Annotated in this window: 14 protein-coding genes; 7 read left to right on the forward strand and 7 right to left on the reverse strand. The window is 71.8% G+C overall.

What is annotated here, in order from left to right; genetic code table 11:
- Positions 1–170 precede the first annotated feature (170 nt).
- Positions 171–1,796: a glycoside hydrolase family 43 protein gene (locus ABZU46_RS07975; RefSeq protein WP_354855705.1), complete on the forward strand. Its 1,626-nt coding sequence runs from the start codon at positions 171–173 to the stop codon at positions 1,794–1,796.
- Positions 1,797–1,829: 33 nt separating this feature from the next.
- Here ABZU46_RS07975 and ABZU46_RS07980 read toward each other — a convergent pair whose 3' ends face one another.
- A complete protein-coding gene (locus ABZU46_RS07980) occupies positions 1,830–2,708 on the reverse strand; it encodes a dihydrodipicolinate synthase family protein (protein ID WP_354855706.1) in 879 nt (292 codons plus the stop codon).
- Between the two features lie 70 nt (positions 2,709–2,778).
- On the opposite strand from ABZU46_RS07980, the gene ABZU46_RS07985 reads away from it, so the two are divergent.
- The 4 genes from ABZU46_RS07985 (at position 2,779) to trxA (ending at position 5,879) form a co-directional block, all read left to right on the forward strand.
- The gene (locus tag ABZU46_RS07985; RefSeq protein WP_354855707.1) at positions 2,779–3,675 is read left to right on the forward strand and encodes a LysR family transcriptional regulator; all 897 of its coding nucleotides are present in this window, start codon (positions 2,779–2,781) and stop codon (positions 3,673–3,675) included.
- 145 nt (positions 3,676–3,820) lie between these two features.
- Positions 3,821–5,038, forward strand: a complete 1,218-nt coding sequence (locus tag ABZU46_RS07990; protein ID WP_354855708.1) for a chitosanase — start codon at positions 3,821–3,823, stop codon at positions 5,036–5,038.
- A gap of 131 nt (positions 5,039–5,169) precedes the next feature.
- Positions 5,170–5,562: a MerR family transcriptional regulator gene (locus tag ABZU46_RS07995; RefSeq protein ID WP_354855709.1), complete on the forward strand. Its 393-nt coding sequence runs from the start codon at positions 5,170–5,172 to the stop codon at positions 5,560–5,562.
- Positions 5,532–5,879, forward strand: a complete 348-nt coding sequence (gene trxA, locus ABZU46_RS08000) for a thioredoxin (RefSeq protein ID WP_354855710.1) — start codon at positions 5,532–5,534, stop codon at positions 5,877–5,879. Before ABZU46_RS07995 ends, trxA begins: the two co-directional genes overlap by 31 nt.
- A 21-nt stretch (positions 5,880–5,900) precedes the next feature.
- Here trxA and ABZU46_RS08005 read toward each other — a convergent pair whose 3' ends face one another.
- The 5 genes from ABZU46_RS08005 to ABZU46_RS08025 all read right to left on the reverse strand — a co-directional run bounded on the left by ABZU46_RS08005 (position 5,901) and on the right by ABZU46_RS08025 (position 9,734).
- On the reverse strand, positions 5,901–6,332 hold the full coding sequence (locus ABZU46_RS08005; protein WP_354855711.1) for a cold shock domain-containing protein: 432 nt from the start codon (positions 6,330–6,332) through the stop codon (positions 5,901–5,903).
- 209 nt (positions 6,333–6,541) lie between these two features.
- On the reverse strand, positions 6,542–7,087 hold the full coding sequence (locus tag ABZU46_RS08010; RefSeq protein ID WP_354855712.1) for a PepSY domain-containing protein: 546 nt from the start codon (positions 7,085–7,087) through the stop codon (positions 6,542–6,544).
- Between the two features lie 94 nt (positions 7,088–7,181).
- Positions 7,182–7,736 carry a DUF5872 domain-containing protein gene (locus ABZU46_RS08015; protein ID WP_354855713.1) on the reverse strand — a complete coding sequence of 185 codons (555 nt, stop codon included), beginning with the start codon at positions 7,734–7,736 and terminating at the stop codon, positions 7,182–7,184.
- A gap of 28 nt (positions 7,737–7,764) precedes the next feature.
- Entirely contained in the window at positions 7,765–9,054 is a 1,290-nt protein-coding gene (locus ABZU46_RS08020) for a HAMP domain-containing sensor histidine kinase (RefSeq protein WP_354855714.1), read from the reverse strand.
- Positions 9,051–9,734 carry a response regulator transcription factor gene (locus ABZU46_RS08025; protein ID WP_354855715.1) on the reverse strand — a complete coding sequence of 228 codons (684 nt, stop codon included), beginning with the start codon at positions 9,732–9,734 and terminating at the stop codon, positions 9,051–9,053. Before ABZU46_RS08025 ends, ABZU46_RS08020 begins: the two co-directional genes overlap by 4 nt.
- 103 nt (positions 9,735–9,837) lie before the next feature.
- On the opposite strand from ABZU46_RS08025, the gene ABZU46_RS08030 reads away from it, so the two are divergent.
- Together ABZU46_RS08030 and ABZU46_RS08035 are read left to right on the forward strand one after the other, a co-directional pair.
- Complete coding sequence (locus ABZU46_RS08030; RefSeq protein ID WP_354855716.1) at positions 9,838–10,296, forward strand: septum formation initiator; 459 nt, start codon at positions 9,838–9,840, stop codon at positions 10,294–10,296.
- Between the two features lie 42 nt (positions 10,297–10,338).
- On the forward strand, positions 10,339–10,746 hold the full coding sequence (locus tag ABZU46_RS08035; RefSeq protein ID WP_354855717.1) for a hypothetical protein: 408 nt from the start codon (positions 10,339–10,341) through the stop codon (positions 10,744–10,746).
- A gap of 57 nt (positions 10,747–10,803) precedes the next feature.
- On the opposite strand, the gene ABZU46_RS08040 is transcribed toward ABZU46_RS08035, so the two are convergent.
- Entirely contained in the window at positions 10,804–14,733 is a 3,930-nt protein-coding gene (locus ABZU46_RS08040) for a ThuA domain-containing protein (RefSeq protein ID WP_354855718.1), read from the reverse strand.
- Between the last annotated feature and the right edge of the window lie 132 nt (positions 14,734–14,865).

Consider the following 14,865-nt stretch of genomic DNA (forward strand, 5'->3'; position numbering starts at 1 on the left):
TTCATTGCTTCGTCGGTATTACCGATCGATGGCCGGGACGCTACGAGCAGTTCCCCCAGCGGTCAAGACCCCTGTCCTATCGCGATAAGACCGGCTACCGTACGAGGGGCTTCCAGTGATCTGGTCCCCGCAAGTTTCCGGAAGTTTCATAGCCGCACAGAGGAGCCCCCGTGTCGACCGACACCGCTGACGTGGCGACCGCTGCCTGGTCGATCCGCAACCCCGTCCTCGCCGGGTTCCACCCGGATCCGTCGATCCTGCGCGTCGGCGACGACTTCTACCTGGCCACCTCGACGTTCGAGTGGTATCCGGGGGTTCGCGTGCACCACTCCCGCGACCTCGTCAACTGGCGCCCGTTGGGCGGGATCATCACCGACCGCCGCCTGCTCGACCTGCGTGGCTGCGGCGACTCCAACGGTGTGTGGGCGCCCGACCTGACGTACCAGGATGGGGAGTTCCACCTCGTCTACAGCGACGTCGCCAGCTTCGCCAGCGGCTACTGGGATCCGCAGAACTTCCTGATCACCGCGCCCGACATCGCCGGCCCCTGGTCGGATCCGGTGAAACTGCACGGGCGCGGCTTCGACGCCTCCCTGTTCCACGACGACGACGGCACCAGCTGGCTGCTGAGCATGAGCGCCGACTGGCGACCCGGCCGCGACCGCTTCGGTGGCATCGAGATCCAGCAGTACGACCGAGCGGCGCGTCGTCTCGTCGACCGGCCCCGCATGCTCTTCACCGGCACACCGGTCGGGGTCACCGAGGGCCCGCACCTGTACCGCCACGACGGCTGGTACTGGTTGATCACCGCCGAGGGCGGCACGAGCTGGGAGCATCAGGTCACCGTGGCACGCTCGCGGGAGTTGTTCGGTCCGTACGAAGTGGACCCAGAGGGGCCGTTGCTCACCTCCGTCGGTCGGCCGGACCTGCGGTTGCAGAAGGCCGGTCACGGCAGCCTGGTCCAGACCCCGGACGGCGGGTGGTATCTGGCCCACCTGGTCGGCCGTCCCTACTCACCGCTGGGCAACTGTGTGCTGGGCCGGGAGACGGCGATCCAGCGGGTCGAGTGGCCGTCGGGCGGTTGGCCCCGGATTCCCGGAGGGGTGCCCGCCGAGGAGGTCGCCGCTCCCGACCTGTCCCCGCATCCGTGGCCCCAGGAGCCCGCCACCGACGACTTCGACGCCGCCGAGCTGGGTTCCTGCTGGTCGACGCTGCGCCGGCCGGCCACCGCGGACTGGGTCGACCTGCGGTCCCGCCCCTCGCACCTGCGGGTCCACGGTGGGCAGTCGCCGGTGGGTCGACAGGCGCCGAGCCTGGTCGCGCGACGGGTCGGGGCGACGCACTGCTCGCTGGAGACCGTTGTCGAGTTCGACCCGGTCGACCACCGTCAGCTCGCCGGGATCACCGCGTACTACAACACCCTCAACTGGCATCACCTCTACCTGACCCGGGCCGACGACGGGCGTACGGTGCTGGAGCTGCTCAGCTCGGACAACGGGCGGCGCACCCCGTACCCCGAGCTGACCGTCGATGCCAGCGGTGTCGACCGGGTCGGTCTGCGGGCGGTGTTCGACGGGCCCGTGGTGCGCTTCGACTACGACCTCGGCGCGGGCTGGCAGCGGCTGCCGATCGACCTGGACGCGACCATCCTGTCCGACGAGCACGCCGCCCTGATCATCGACGGGGAGCCGGCGGCGTGGGGCTTCACCGGGGCGTTCGTCGGCCTGTGGGTGCAGGATCTCGGCGGCGACGGGGTGTACGCCGACTTCGACCGGGCCACCTACCGGGAGCACTGACCACGCGGACGCGGCGCGGCGGGCGCCGTCCGGTCACCTCGACGCGCTCGTCAGCTCGTCCAGGCGCCGGAGCGCCCGCCGCGCGGCGTCCGGACCGGCGGGCAGCAGCGGCAGCCGTACGGCGGCCGTCGGGATGCGACCCCGCGCGTGGAGCACCGACTTGATCACTGTCGGGTTGGGTTCGGCGAACAGCGCCGCGGACAGGCCCGCGAGCCGATGGCCGAGCGCCCGCCCCCGCACGAGGTCCCCGGCCTGCCAGTGCGCGACCAGCTGGACGAAGTCCGCGGCGGCGACCTGGGCCGAGGCCGCGATCGCGCCGTGCGCGCCGAGGGCGAGCAGCGGCGAGATGAGCGGGTCCTCCCCACCGAGTACGGCGAAGCCGGGCCGGATGTCGGCGAGGAAGTCGACGGTGTCCCCGTCGATCCCCCCGGTGGCGTACTTGATGCCGATGACGCCGGGCAGGCCGGCGAGCTGTCGAAGGTCGTCCGGGCCGAGCTGCTGCCCCGTGCGGTACGGGACGTGGTAGACGACCAGCGGCACCGGGCTGGCCTGGGCGAGGTGGGCGAAGTGGGCGAGCACTCCCGCGCCGCCCGGCCGCAGGAACGGGGGCACCAGGCAGAGCGCCGCTGTCACCTCGGGCCGGTCGGCCAGGGCGCGCAACGCCTCGACGCTGTTGGCGCCGACGAGCAGGTGCGAGCGGCGCGCACGGCAGACCGCGGACAGGACGTCGAGCACCGTGCCGCGCTCGTCGTCGCTGAGGGCGGCCGGCTCCCCCGTCGTGCCGAGCGCGACCACACCGGCCGCGCCGGCGTCCAGGGCATCGTTCGCGAGGGCCGTCAGCGCGTCGACGGCGATGTCCCCCGCGAGGTCGAACGGCGTGATGAGCGGAACGTACAGGCCGGTCAGGGTCATGCCTCCACTCTCGGCTGACCGACCGGGAAGGTCCAGTTCCGATTGCTCCACCTATCCGTAAGCTGAGCTGATGCTTGACGTCCGTCGCCTGGTCCTGCTGCGGGACCTGGCCCGCCTCGGCACCATCGCCGCGGTCGCCCAGGCGCACGCCTACACGCCGTCCGCCGTCTCGCAGCAACTGGCCGCCCTGCAACGGGAGGCGGGCACCCGGTTGCTGGAGCGCACCGGACGCCGGGTCAGCCTCACGTCGACCGCCACCGCGCTCGTGCAGCACACCGAGGTCGTTCTCGCCGCGCTGGAAGCCGCCGACGCGACCCTGGCGGCCGCCCGAACCGGTCTGCGCGCGAGCGTCCGCATCGGGGCCTTCCCCAGCGCCGTACGCACCCTGCTGCCGGCAGCCCTGGCCACCCTGGCCCGCGACCATCCGGCGCTCGACCTCATGATCAGCGAGCTGGACCCGGTCGACATGCCGGCCGCCCTGCGGAGCCGACGGCTCGACGTCGCCCTGCTGCACGACTACGACATCGCGCCGACCCCACCCGACCCGACGGTGGACTCGATCGCCCTGCTGGAGGAGACCGTCTTCCTCGCCGTGCCCGGCAACACCGCCGACAACACCGCCGCCGAGCCGATCAGCGCAGCTCGCGACGCCCAGTGGATCCTCGGCAGTCCCGGCACGCTCTGCCACTCGGTCGCCCTGCACGCCTGCCAGCTGGCCGGCTTCACTCCGGCGGTGCGGCATCACGCCGACGATTTCACCGCCATGCTCGCTCTCGTCGCCGCCGGTCAGGGCGTCGCTCTCATTCCACAGCTCGCCATCGCGCAGCCCACCCCGCAGGTCCAGCTCCTGCCGCTGGCCATGCGCCGCCGCACGCGCGTCGCCTACCGCAGGGGCGCGGGTGGCCACCCCGCGGTGGTCGCGTGCGTCTCCGCGCTGCGCAGCGCCACCACCGCCTTCCTCGATTGATCCTGATCGTCGCCGATGTGGCAGTTGATCGACGTACCACTATCTGTTAATACTGTTTCCTGAAGCTCGTGGTGCCCGCCGGGGCCGATCGCCGCGCCGGGCACCGACCGGCCGGCGGCACGCCGCCTCTTCCCCGAGGAACACCATGGTGCGCAAGAGAACAGCCGCCTACGTCGTGGGCACCCTGCTGATCGGCGTCGCGGCGGTCAGCTACGGCCTCCCGTCGGCCAGCGCCGCGACCGCCGGCCCGATCACCGGCCTCGGTGGCAAGTGCGTCGACGTCGCCGGCGCCAATCCGGCCAACGGCACGGCGGTGCAGCTCTACGACTGCAACGGCAGCGCGGCCCAGACGTGGACGGTCGGCAACACCGACAGCTCGATCCGCGCGCTCGGCAAGTGCCTCGACGTCACCGCCGCGTCGACCACCAACGGCGCCAAGATCCAGCTGTACGACTGCAACAACACCGGCGCCCAGAAGTGGACCGCCGCCAGCGGTGGCGCCCTGGTCAACACCGCCTCGGGCAAGTGCCTCGACGTGACCGACCGGAGCACCGCCAACGGCGCCCGGTTGCAGATCTGGACCTGCGGCGGCACCACCAACCAGCAGTGGACCCTTCCCGGCGGCGGCAACCCCACCCCCACGCCGACCGCCACCGTCCCGGCCGGCACCAACCTGGACGACCCGGCGAAGAAGGACGTCGCCATGCAGCTCGTGTCGGCGGCGGAGAACTCCTCGCTCGACTGGCGCGCGCAGTTCTCCTACATCGAGGACATCGGCGACGGTCGCGGCTACACCGCTGGCATCATCGGCTTCTGCTCCGGCACCAGCGACATGCTCGAACTGGTCCAGGCGTACACGAACACCAAGCCCGGCAACGTGCTGGCCGGATACCTGCCGGCGCTGCGCGCCGTCAACGGCACCGCGTCGCACGCCGGCCTCGACCCCAACTTCCCCCGCGACTGGCGCACCGCGGCCAACGACTCGGTGTTCCGGGCCGCGCAGGAGGCCGAGCGGGACCGGGTCTACTTCAACCCGTCGGTCCGTGACGGCAAGAACGACGGGGTACGGGCACTCGGCCAGTTCGCCTACTACGACGCGGCGGTCATGCACGGGTACGAGGGAATGCGCCAGATCCGCAGCCGCGCCCTCGCCCGTGCCAAGCCGCCGGCCCAGGGTGGCGACGAGCGGACCTGGCTCAACGCGTTCCTCGACGAGCGGGTCATCGAGATGCGCAAGGAAGAAGCCCACTCGGACACGTCCCGCGTCGACACGGCCCAGCGGGTGTTCCTCAACAACGGCAACGTCAACCTGAACACGCCGCTGACGTTCGCCGTCTACGGCGAGCAGTTCCGCATCGGCTAGAACCCTCTCCGGCACGCACCGACGCTCAGGGCGCCGCCTCGCGGCGCCCTGAGCCGTCCCCGGGAGCGACCTTGCCTTGACGCTGACGACAAGGTTTAGCCTGGTCACGACGGGCTGGTCGAGGAGGTCTGATGCTGATCGGCGAGCTGGCTGAACGGGCCGGCACGAGCACCCGGACGCTGCGCTACTACGAGGCCCACGGGTTGGTACGCCCGCAGCGCTCGACCAACGGCTACCGCGTCTACGACGAGGCGGAGCTGCGGGTCGTCCGGGAGATCCGGGCGCTGCTCGACGTCGGCTTCGGCCTCGACGACGTCCGACCGTTCGTCGCCTGCCTGCGCGCGGGCAACGCGTCCGGCGATGTCTGCCCGGATTCCGTGCTGGTGCTGCGGCGCAAGCTCGCCGAGGTCGACGACTACCTCGACCGGCTCACCGCGGTCCGTCAGCAGTTGCGCACCCAGCTCACCCACGCCATCGCGCACCGGGAGGAAACATGCCCCAGGAAACGACCGTCCGCCCCCTGATCACCGTCACCGACGCCACGTTCGCCGAGCTGGTGTTGGCCAGCGACCGGCCCGTCGTGGTCGACTTCTGGGCAGAGTGGTGCCCGCCCTGCAAGATGATCGAGAAGAGCCTCGTCGAGCTGGCCCAGGAGTTCGGCGACCGCATGACCATCGCCAAGCTCAACTCCGACGACAACCCGCAGGCCACGCGGCGCTACGGAGTCATGTCCCTGCCGACGCTGCTGGTGTTCCGTCAAGGCGAGGTCGTCGGCTCGGTCGTCGGGTCCCGGCCGAAACTCCACCTGCGGCAGAGCCTGACCCTGCACGCGGGCCTCTGACCGGCGGGCAGGGTCAGCGGCTCAGCTCTCGACCCAGCCGTGTGATCTGGCGTGGTCGACCAGAGACTGCCGGATCGCGGAGAGCTGGGCCGCGGTCAGCGTCGGCACCCGCTCGATCAGCAACTCCGTCACCTCGTACGTGAACTCGCGCGGCGACAGGACGTCGCACATCCCGTCGTCCTCGCCGGCCAGCGCGGTCCGGCTCGACGTGATGGTCGGCGCCCGTTCCGGCCGGGAGACAGCGACCGGCTCGATGATCCGCAGGGACGCCACCTTCAGACCACGCTCACCGGCCTCCACCTCGTACTCGACACGCATGCCGGGATGCACGAGATGCCGCTGCTCGCCGAAATCGTTCGCGTGGACGAAGATGTCCTCCCCGCCCTTCGACGGCGCGATGAAGCCGTAACCACGGGCCTCGTCGAACCGGATGACCTTACCTACCGCACCCACCGCCACCACCCACCCCGCCACTCGACCAGGACCTCGACCTGGCCCGCACACCGTCTGGCAACGGTACCGGAACACCCGTGGTGACCCGTGGTGAGCGATCTCGTCCGAAGAGATGATCCGCCGGCAGGCGTGGTGCCGGCCCGGCGCGTGGCGACGCCCCGACCGCTGTGACGGATCCGGTCGGGGCGTCGCTGGTCGCCGGTCTTTCGTCAGTCGTCGTCGCCGGAGCTGTCGTCATCGTCGTCGGACCGGTCGCCCTTGTCGTCCGACCGGCCGCCCTTGTCGTCGTCGTCGACCGGCTCCTGCTCGGCCTTGACCACCGCGCCGTTGTCCCGGTCGACGTCCACCTCGTGCTCGATGTCGCCGGCGATGATCTCGACGCTCCACACCGGCCGGCCGTGCTCCTGCTCGGCCTCGACCTCGACGATCTGGCCGCCACCGGCCCTGGCGAGCGCGATCTCACCGGCGCGCTGCTCGTCGACCGCGCTGCCCGCCGGCGCGGTGCCGGCGGACGGCGTGCCGCTCGACGGCGTACCCGACGGGGTCCCCGCCGACGGCGTGCCGCTGGCCCCCGGCGCGACGGTGCTGGCGCTGTCGTCCGGCGCGTCCGTGCCCGTCGGGGCGATGGTCGCCGCGGCGAGCGCCGTGTCGCCGCGCCGCGTGTCGTTCGCGGCGGCGACGCCCAGCGCGACCCCGGCCACCGCCAGCACCGCCGAGCCGCCGACCGTCGCCAGAAGCAGATTGGTGCGCTTCATCGTGGTGTCCACCTCTCCTCGGTTGTCGACTCCGAGGATCGGTCGGATCGGGATAGCGGCGCGCTGTCCGGACGCTAAGGCCGGGTTAAGTCCGTCAGCCGCGCCGGTTGAGTTCCGCTTCGAGCCGCTGGACGAGCGTCTTGCGGTCCTTGCCGGCGTGCTCGTTGCGCAGGGCCGTTCTGAGCTGCCGCGTGTCGAGGCCACGGACCAGCTTGCTGGCCTCGGCGACTGACATCTCCGAGATCCGACCGGCGGTGGTGGCGTCTCGACGCGCCTTCTTGGCCGGCCCGGTGTTGGCGACGTACTGCCTGCCGGTTCGGGAGGCTTCCCGCTTCTTGGTGTCGGTCGCGCGCTTCTGGCTCTCCGACATCTCGTCCCAGGCCTTCTTGGGCAGGTAGCGGCTCGTCGTGCCGTCCTTGCGCGCACGGGTGTCGCCCTCTTTGGTCTGCCACTTCTCGTTGCCCCAGCGCTGGAGCGCTTTCTGCCGCTCGTCCTTTTCGCCCAGGAAACCGCCGCCGCGCTTCTTGTACTCCTGGGTGACCAGCTGTGACTTGCGTGCCGACCACTGACCCGGCCGACCGCCCTTGTCGGACGCCTTGATCTCTTCCTTGATCTGCTCTCTGAGCTCGGGTTTCGTATACCGCGCCATGGGTGGCAGCTACCCGGCACCGCAGCGGCTATGCCTCTCGCCGCGACGTCGACGGACCGAGCCGGAGCAGCACCTGCGCCCCGCCCTGCGGACCGGACCGCAGCTCCAGCCGACCGCCGCCGGCCTGCGCGGCGCGGCGGGCGATGTCCAGGCCGAGTCCGGTCGACCCGGCGGCGCTGGCACCCCGTCGGACCGCGCCCGACGGCATGCCCGGTCCCTCGTCGGCGACGGTGAGCAGCACCTCCCCGTCGTCGCGCGCGAGCCGGACGGTGAACGGTGTGCCGTCGGGGGTGTGCGCGAAGACGTTGCCGAGCAGGGCGTCCACGGCGGCCGTCAGGTCGTCGGCGGGCACCCCGACGGTGAGCGGGCCGGGATCCAGGTCGAGGTGCACGGCCCGACCGGTGTCCTCGGCCAGCACCGACCAGAACGCCACCCGGTCCGCGACGACCGCGGCGGCATCCGACGCGGCCGTCCCCGGCGTCGGCGCGCGACGCCAGCGGGCCTGCTGGATCAGACCGGTGACCGCTCGTTCGAGCCCGTCGGCGGCGGTGGCGATCCGGGCCGCGTCGTCCGGGTCGCGCAGCGACTCCGCCTCCAGTCGCAGCGCCGTCAACGGTGTCCGCAGTCGGTGGGACAGGTCGGCGACCTGCTCGCGCTCCTGCACCAGGAGAACCTGGATCCGGCCGGCCAGGTGGTTGAGAGCACCGGCCACCTCGCGCAGCTCCGCCGGGCCGGCGGGCGTGACCCGGGCGTCCAGTTCGGCGTTCGCCAGGCGGTGCGACACGGCGGAGAGTTCGCTGATCGGCCGCACCAGCGTGCGCGCCAGCCGGTCGGCGACCGCCAGCCCGATCAGCACCAGCACCACACCCAGCAGCGCCAGCACCAGCCAGGCCCGGGTCACCCCGGCGGTCAGCTCCTGCCGCGGCACCACGATCCGGATCACGCCGGTGCCGTCCGCCCGGCCCTGCACGGCGATGACCACCTCCCGGCCGGCCGCCGACTCCCCGGTGAGGCTCTGGCCGCGCGCCGCCAGGGCCACCGCGGGCGTACGGGGCGCCTGGGCGCCGAGCACCGTGCCGTCGGGCAGGAAGACGCTCACCTGTCGACCGGACTCCGCGGCGAGCTGCTCGACGGTGAGCCGGATGGTCGGCGCGTCGGCGGTGCCGACCACCGGCACGAGGCTCTGCGCGTCGGCGGTGGCCCGCACGGTGGCCCGGTCCTGGGCGACGGTGCGGACCAGCAGCGCCAGCGGCACCAGGAAGGCGACGAGCGTGAGCACGCTGACCGCAGCGACCAGCAGCGCGAGCCGCGCCCTCACGGCGCCTCCAGTCGTACCCCGACGCCGCGCACGGTGTGCAGGTAGCGGGGCTGCTGGGCGCTCTCCCCCAGCTTGCGGCGCAGCCAGGACAGGTGCACGTCGACCGTCTTGTCCGCGCCGCCGTACGGGATCTGCCAGACCTCGGTGAGCAGCTCGCGTTTGGTGACCACCTGTCCGGGCCGGCCGGCCAGGTGGTGCAGCAGGTCGAACTCGCGCGGCGTCAGCTCCACCAGCGTGCCGTCCAGAGTGACCTGCCGGGACCGGGGGTCGACGCGCAGCCCGCCCACCACGAGGGACACCTCCCGCGCGTCGGCGCTGGCCGGGCCCCGCCGCAGCACCGCTCGGGCGCGGGCGTCGAGCTGCGCGGCGGTGAACGGCTTGACCACGTAGTCGTCGGCGCCCGCGTCGAGGACCCGGACGATCTCGGTCTCGTCGTCGCGGGCGGTGGCGACGATGACCGGCACCGAGCTGACCGCGCGCAGCATCCGCAGCAGCTCGCGTCCGTCCAGGTCGGGCAAGCCCAGGTCGAGGACGACCAGGTCCGGTCGGTCCTCCAGCACGTCGCGCAGCCCGGCCATCGCGGTCGAGGCCGCGGCGACCGCGTGTCCGCGTTCCCGCAACGCCCGGATCAGCGGCGTACGGATCGTCAGGTCGTCCTCGATGAGCAGCAGGCGGGCCACAGCAGGCAGGCTAGCCGCTGCCGCTGCCGGCGAGACGCGCGTTAACCGTGCCTTAGCCTCCGGATGTGCCGACGACAACCAACGATCGGGGATAGTCGGTGGCATGAGCCGTCGTTCCGTCCTCGTCGCCGCCGGGTGGTTGGCCACGGTCGCCGTGGCCACCCTGATCGGGTTGGGCGCGATCCGGCTGGTCGGCGACAGCATCACCGGCACCCCGGGCGGGATACGCAGCGAGGCGGAGATCGAGCGGGCGCTCGCCTCGCCCGAGCCCGCGCCGGGTGGCACCGTCGGCGCGACAGCGGGCGGGCCGACGACGCCCGCGCCGTCCGCCAGCGCCGGGGTCCGCCGCAGCTTCGCCACCGACGGTGGCACGGCCGTGGCCGAGTGCGGCCCCGATGGGGTACGCCTCGTGTCGTGGGCGCCGGCGCAGGGCTACCGGGTGCACGAGGTGGACCGGGGTCCGGACGACGACGTCGAGGTCACCTTCGAGGGCTCGGCCGGTCGGCACGAGCTAAAGGTCCGCTGCATCGGCACCGAGCCGGTGGCCGTCGCCGACGACTGAATCCACTCGTGGCAGCTGCCGCAAGATCGCTAAGATCCCGCGGTGATCCGTACCCTCGTCGTCGCCTCCCTCCTGCTGGCGGGCTGCTCGCCCGCCGATACGCCCGACCCCGCTCCCCGCTCCACCGCGCCCTCGGACAAGTCCGCGGCCTCCGCGTGCAGTCGCGTGGCCTTCAGCATCGAGAAGAACAACCCACCCGTCGAGGACATGAGCACTGCGATGCTCGCCATCGGGTCGACCGACCCCGGTGTCCGCGAGGCCGGGAAGAAGCTGGGACCAGCCGCCAAGGAAGCCGGCGACCTGTGGGTGGCGGACGACCCTGCCGTCGACAAGGGGCCGGCCAACCAGCGCGTGGCCGACGCCCGGCAGGGTCTGCTCACGGCGTGCACCGACCTGTTCGGGGCGTACCCGTGGCCCTTCGTCAGGGGCGTGTCACCGACGCCCCGGTAGCTGAACGACGGGGCGTGACCGGCACGGACGCCGTGCCGGTCACGCCGTCGTGGTGGTTCAGCTCGTGTACGCCTCCACCTCCCACAGCGAATGGCCGTAGCCGGTCCCCCGGGCGGTGCCGTAGATGCGCAGGTAGCGGCCGTTCGCGCCGAGGCCGCTGTGCTCGTCCACGCCACCGTCCGCGCCGGTCACCGTCTTCACGGTGGTCCAGGTGGTGCCGTCGTTGGAGGTCTGGATCTGGTACGCGCTGCTGTACGCCGCCTCCCAGCTCAGCTTGACCCGACCGATGGCGGTCGGGGCGCCGAGGTCGACGCGGATCCACTGCGGGTCGGAGAAGGTGCTCGACCAGCGGGTGGTGAGGCTGCCGTCGACCGCCTGGGCGCCGGTCACGTCGGCCCCCTCGGTGCTGGACGTCGTCGTCGGCTTGTTGAGCAGCAGGTTGCCGCCGGTCGGGCCGCCGGTGGCGCCGTACACCTCGAACTCGTAGAGCGAGTAGCCCCAGGCCGTGCCGCGGGCGGTGCCGAGGAGCCGGACGTACCTGCCGGAGCCGGTGAGCCCGGTCAGGTCGTCCACCCCGCCGTCGCCGCCGGTCACCGTCCGGACCGTGGTGAAGGTGACCCCGTCCGTCGAGGTCTGGATCTGGTACCCGCTGCCGTACGCCGCCTCCCAGGTGAGCTTGACCCGGCTGAGGGCGTACGTGGCGCCCAGGTCCACGTCGATCCACTGTGGGTCGCCGAAGGCGCTGCCCCAGCGGGTGCCGGCCACGCCGTCGAACGCGTTGGCCGCGACGAACGCGCCCTCGTAGCTGGATGCTCGCGCCGGCTTGCCCTTGGCCAGGTTGGTGCCCGGCTCGGGATCCGGGTCCGGTCCGGGACCGCCGGGACTGGTGGAGAGGGTGAACTCGTCGATGTCGAACCACGGCCCGGGGCCCTTGAAGACCAGGAACAGGGTGCGGGTGCCGGTCGGCGCGGTGACCCCACCGGTGACCGTAGCGAAATTGGCGTACCCGCCGGTGGGCGTGACGGTGGCCGAGCCGACCAGCGGTCCGGTGGGCGAGTCGACGCGCAGTTCCAGCGTCCCGCCGCCGCCGGCCGGGGCGCCGACCCGTGCGCTGAACGACTGGATGCCGGTCAGGTTGTAGGGGCGGAACGAGATCCAGTCGTTGTTGTCGATGTAGCCGACCGCGGCGCCGCCGTGCCCGGCCGCCCCGGCGACGATCTGGACACCCGAGGAGTCGCCGAAGTGCTCGGCCTGGCGCACGCGCGGTTGCAGCACGGCCTGGGTGTGCGTGGTCAGCGCCGGTTGGCCGCCCCCGCCCAGATCGGTGTACTCGGCGTCGATGATGCCGAAGATGTTCGCCGCCGTGTCGTGCTCGCCGTCGGCCGAGGTCTGGATGACCCCGGTGCAGCCCTGCACGCTGCCGAGCTGGTGGCCGTGCGAGTCGTGGCCGAGGACGTAGTTCACCTTGACCCGGGCGCAGTTGATCGTGCCGTCCTGGGCGTCGGTGACGGTGACGCTGAACGGCACCGCGTCCCCGAAGGCGAAGGTCTGCCCGTTCAACGGGGTGTTCACGGTGACAACCGGGGCGCTGTTGCCGACGGTGACGACCACGCTCGCGGTGGCGGTCTTGCCGGTGGTGTCCCGGACCGTCAGGGTCGGACTGCGGGTCCCGTTGGTCGTGTACGTGAAGCTCGGGTTCGCCGCGGTCGAGTCGGTGGTGCCGTTGTTGTCGAAGTCCCAGGCGTAGGTGAACGGGTCGCCGTCCGGGTCGAGGGTGCCGGCCGAGGAGAAGGCGACGGTCAGCGGCGCGGTGCCGCTGGTCGGAGTGGCGGTGACCTTGGCGACGGGCGCTCTGCCCTCGCGGGCGTACTCGATGCGGTAGAGCGCCGAGTTGGCGTCGCCGTTGAACCAACCGGTGCCGTAGTCGAGGACGTAGAGCGCGCCGTCCGGGCCGAACTCCATGTCCATGACCTGCGTCCCGGTCCACGGGAACGGGTTGATCTTCAAGGGCTGGCCGGCCGCGTCGAGCTTGACGTTCTTGATCCAGCGGCGGCCGAACTCACCGGCGAAGAAGGTGCCGTCGTAGTACTGCGGGAACGCCACGGCGGAGGTGTTGTTCGGGTCGTACCGGTAGACCGGGCCGGCCATCGGCGACAGCCCACCGCCGGTGAACTCCGGCGGGGAGCCGGAACCGCCGTACGGCAGCCAGGCCGGGACGGCCGGCGGCAGCTGGGTGATGCCGGTGTTGTTAGGCGAGTTGTTGACCGGCCCGCCCGCGCAGTCGAACTTCGGCCCGGACGGCCCGGACGGGAACGTGTAGTCGTTGTAGGCGTCGTTGCGGGCGGTGCAGTACGGCCAGCCGTAGAAGCCGGGCCTGTCGATCCGGGCGAACTCCACATTGCCCGCCGGCCCCCGGTTCGGGTCGGCGGTGCCCGCGTCGGGGCCGTAGTCGCCGAGGTAGACGATGCCGGTGGCCTTGTCCACGCTCATCCGGAACGGGTTGCGGAACCCCATCGCGTAGATTTCCGGGCGCGTCCGCGCGGTGCCGGGCGCGAACATGTTGCCGGCCGGGATGGTGTAACCGCCCGCCGTGCTCGGCTTGATGCGCAGCACCTTGCCGCGCAGGTCGTTGCTGTTCGCCGCGGTGCGCTGGGCGTCGAAGGCCGGGTTACGGCCGGCTCGCTCGTCGATCGGGGTGAACCCGGCCGAGTCGAACGGGTTGGTGTCGTCGCCGGTGGACAGGTACAGGTTGCCGGCTGCGTCGAAGTCCATGTCGCCGCCGACGTGGCAGCACATGCCCCGGCTGGTGGGCACGTTCAGGATCAGCGTCTCGCTGGCCAGGTTGATGGTGTTGTCCGCGTTCACGGTGAAGCGGGACAACCGGTTGACGCCGTCCCAGGCGGCGAAGTCGGCAGGCGTGCCGGTGGCCGGGGCGCCACCGCCGGGTGTGCTCAACGGGGGCGCGTAGTAGGCGTACACCCAGCGGTTGGTGGCGAAGTTGGGGTCGGCCTTGATGCCTTGCAGCCCCTCCTCGTCGCCGGTGTAGACGGCCAGGGTGGCGGCGATCTTGGTGTTGCCGGCCGCGTCGGTGTGCCGGATCACGCCGTCGCGGGACGTGTGCAGCACCCCCCGGTCGGGCAGGACGGTGAGGCTCATCGGCTCGCCGGTCTCGGCCGCGCCCTTGGCCAGCTCCACCTGCTGGAAGTTGGTGGTGACGGTGGGGCCGCAGTCGGCGTCGACCGCCCCGGCCGCGGTCTGGATGCCGCCGAGCAGGTGCTGGCGGAAGGCCGTGTCGGTGTACGAGGCGTCGGTGTGGCCGAGGCCCGTGTACCAGGCCCGCCCTCCGGAGTAGTTCTGGCACCAGGAGATCGGGTGGTCGTACCCCATGCTGCCGCCGGTGTAGGTGCTCTCGTCCAGGGTGGCCAGCACGTGCACGTTGCCCCGGGGGTTGGCGCGGTAGTTGTAGAGCTCGTCGAACCGGCTCCACCGCTGCGGCAGCGCCTTGGTCGACGGGTGCACCTGGTCGGCGACCTTCACGGTGGCGGTCTGCTCGGCCGGGTGCGAGGCGAAGTACGCGCCGACGAGCCCGCCGTACCAGGGCCAGTCGTACTCGGTGTCGGAGGCGGAGTGCACGCCCACGTACCCGCCGCCGCCGGTGATGTAGCGCTCGAACGCCGCCTGCTGTGCGGCGTTGAGCACGTCGCCGGTGGTGGACAGCCAGATCACCGCCGCGAACCGGTCCAGGTTGGCGTCGGTGAACTGGGCCGCGTCCTCGGTGGCCTCGACGGTGAACCCGTTGGCGGCACCGAGCTGCTGGATCGCGGTGATGCCGGGGGTGATGGATCCGTGTCGGAATCCGGCGGTCTTGCTGAAGACCAGCACGGTGAACGGCGCGGCGCTGGCCGCGGGCGGCGTGGCGACGACGCCGCCCAGGACGAGGATCGCGCTCAGCGCAGCGCCGAACCACGCTCTCAGGGATCTGCGCACGGGTAGGTCCTTTCGCGGGTGCGGGACGACGTGCGCCGATCACGCCGGGTGGTGGTGTGCATGCATCGTTGCCGCTCGATACCCGGTCCGTCAAGGGTTCTCGCACCATCCGTGAGAGCGTTATCTCCGCAG

Origin of the sequence: Micromonospora sp. NPDC005197 (assembly GCF_040608295.1) — a bacterium.
Classification (GTDB): Bacteria; Actinomycetota; Actinomycetes; order Mycobacteriales; family Micromonosporaceae; genus Micromonospora.

Excerpts from the sequence above, each read along its gene's own strand:
- trxA (WP_354855710.1), top strand. The coding sequence starts at position 5,532 with ATGCCCCAGGAAACGACCGTCCGCCCCCTGATCACCGTCACCGACGCC.
- ABZU46_RS07985 (WP_354855707.1), top strand. The coding sequence starts at position 2,779 with ATGCTTGACGTCCGTCGCCTGGTCCTGCTGCGGGACCTGGCCCGCCTC.
- ABZU46_RS08030 (WP_354855716.1), top strand. The coding sequence starts at position 9,838 with ATGAGCCGTCGTTCCGTCCTCGTCGCCGCCGGGTGGTTGGCCACGGTC.
- ABZU46_RS08015 (WP_354855713.1), bottom strand. The coding sequence starts at position 7,736 with ATGGCGCGGTATACGAAACCCGAGCTCAGAGAGCAGATCAAGGAAGAG.
- ABZU46_RS08010 (WP_354855712.1), bottom strand. The coding sequence starts at position 7,087 with ATGAAGCGCACCAATCTGCTTCTGGCGACGGTCGGCGGCTCGGCGGTG.
- ABZU46_RS07980 (WP_354855706.1), bottom strand. The coding sequence starts at position 2,708 with ATGACCCTGACCGGCCTGTACGTTCCGCTCATCACGCCGTTCGACCTC.
- ABZU46_RS07990 (WP_354855708.1), top strand. The coding sequence starts at position 3,821 with ATGGTGCGCAAGAGAACAGCCGCCTACGTCGTGGGCACCCTGCTGATC.
- ABZU46_RS07995 (WP_354855709.1), top strand. The coding sequence starts at position 5,170 with ATGCTGATCGGCGAGCTGGCTGAACGGGCCGGCACGAGCACCCGGACG.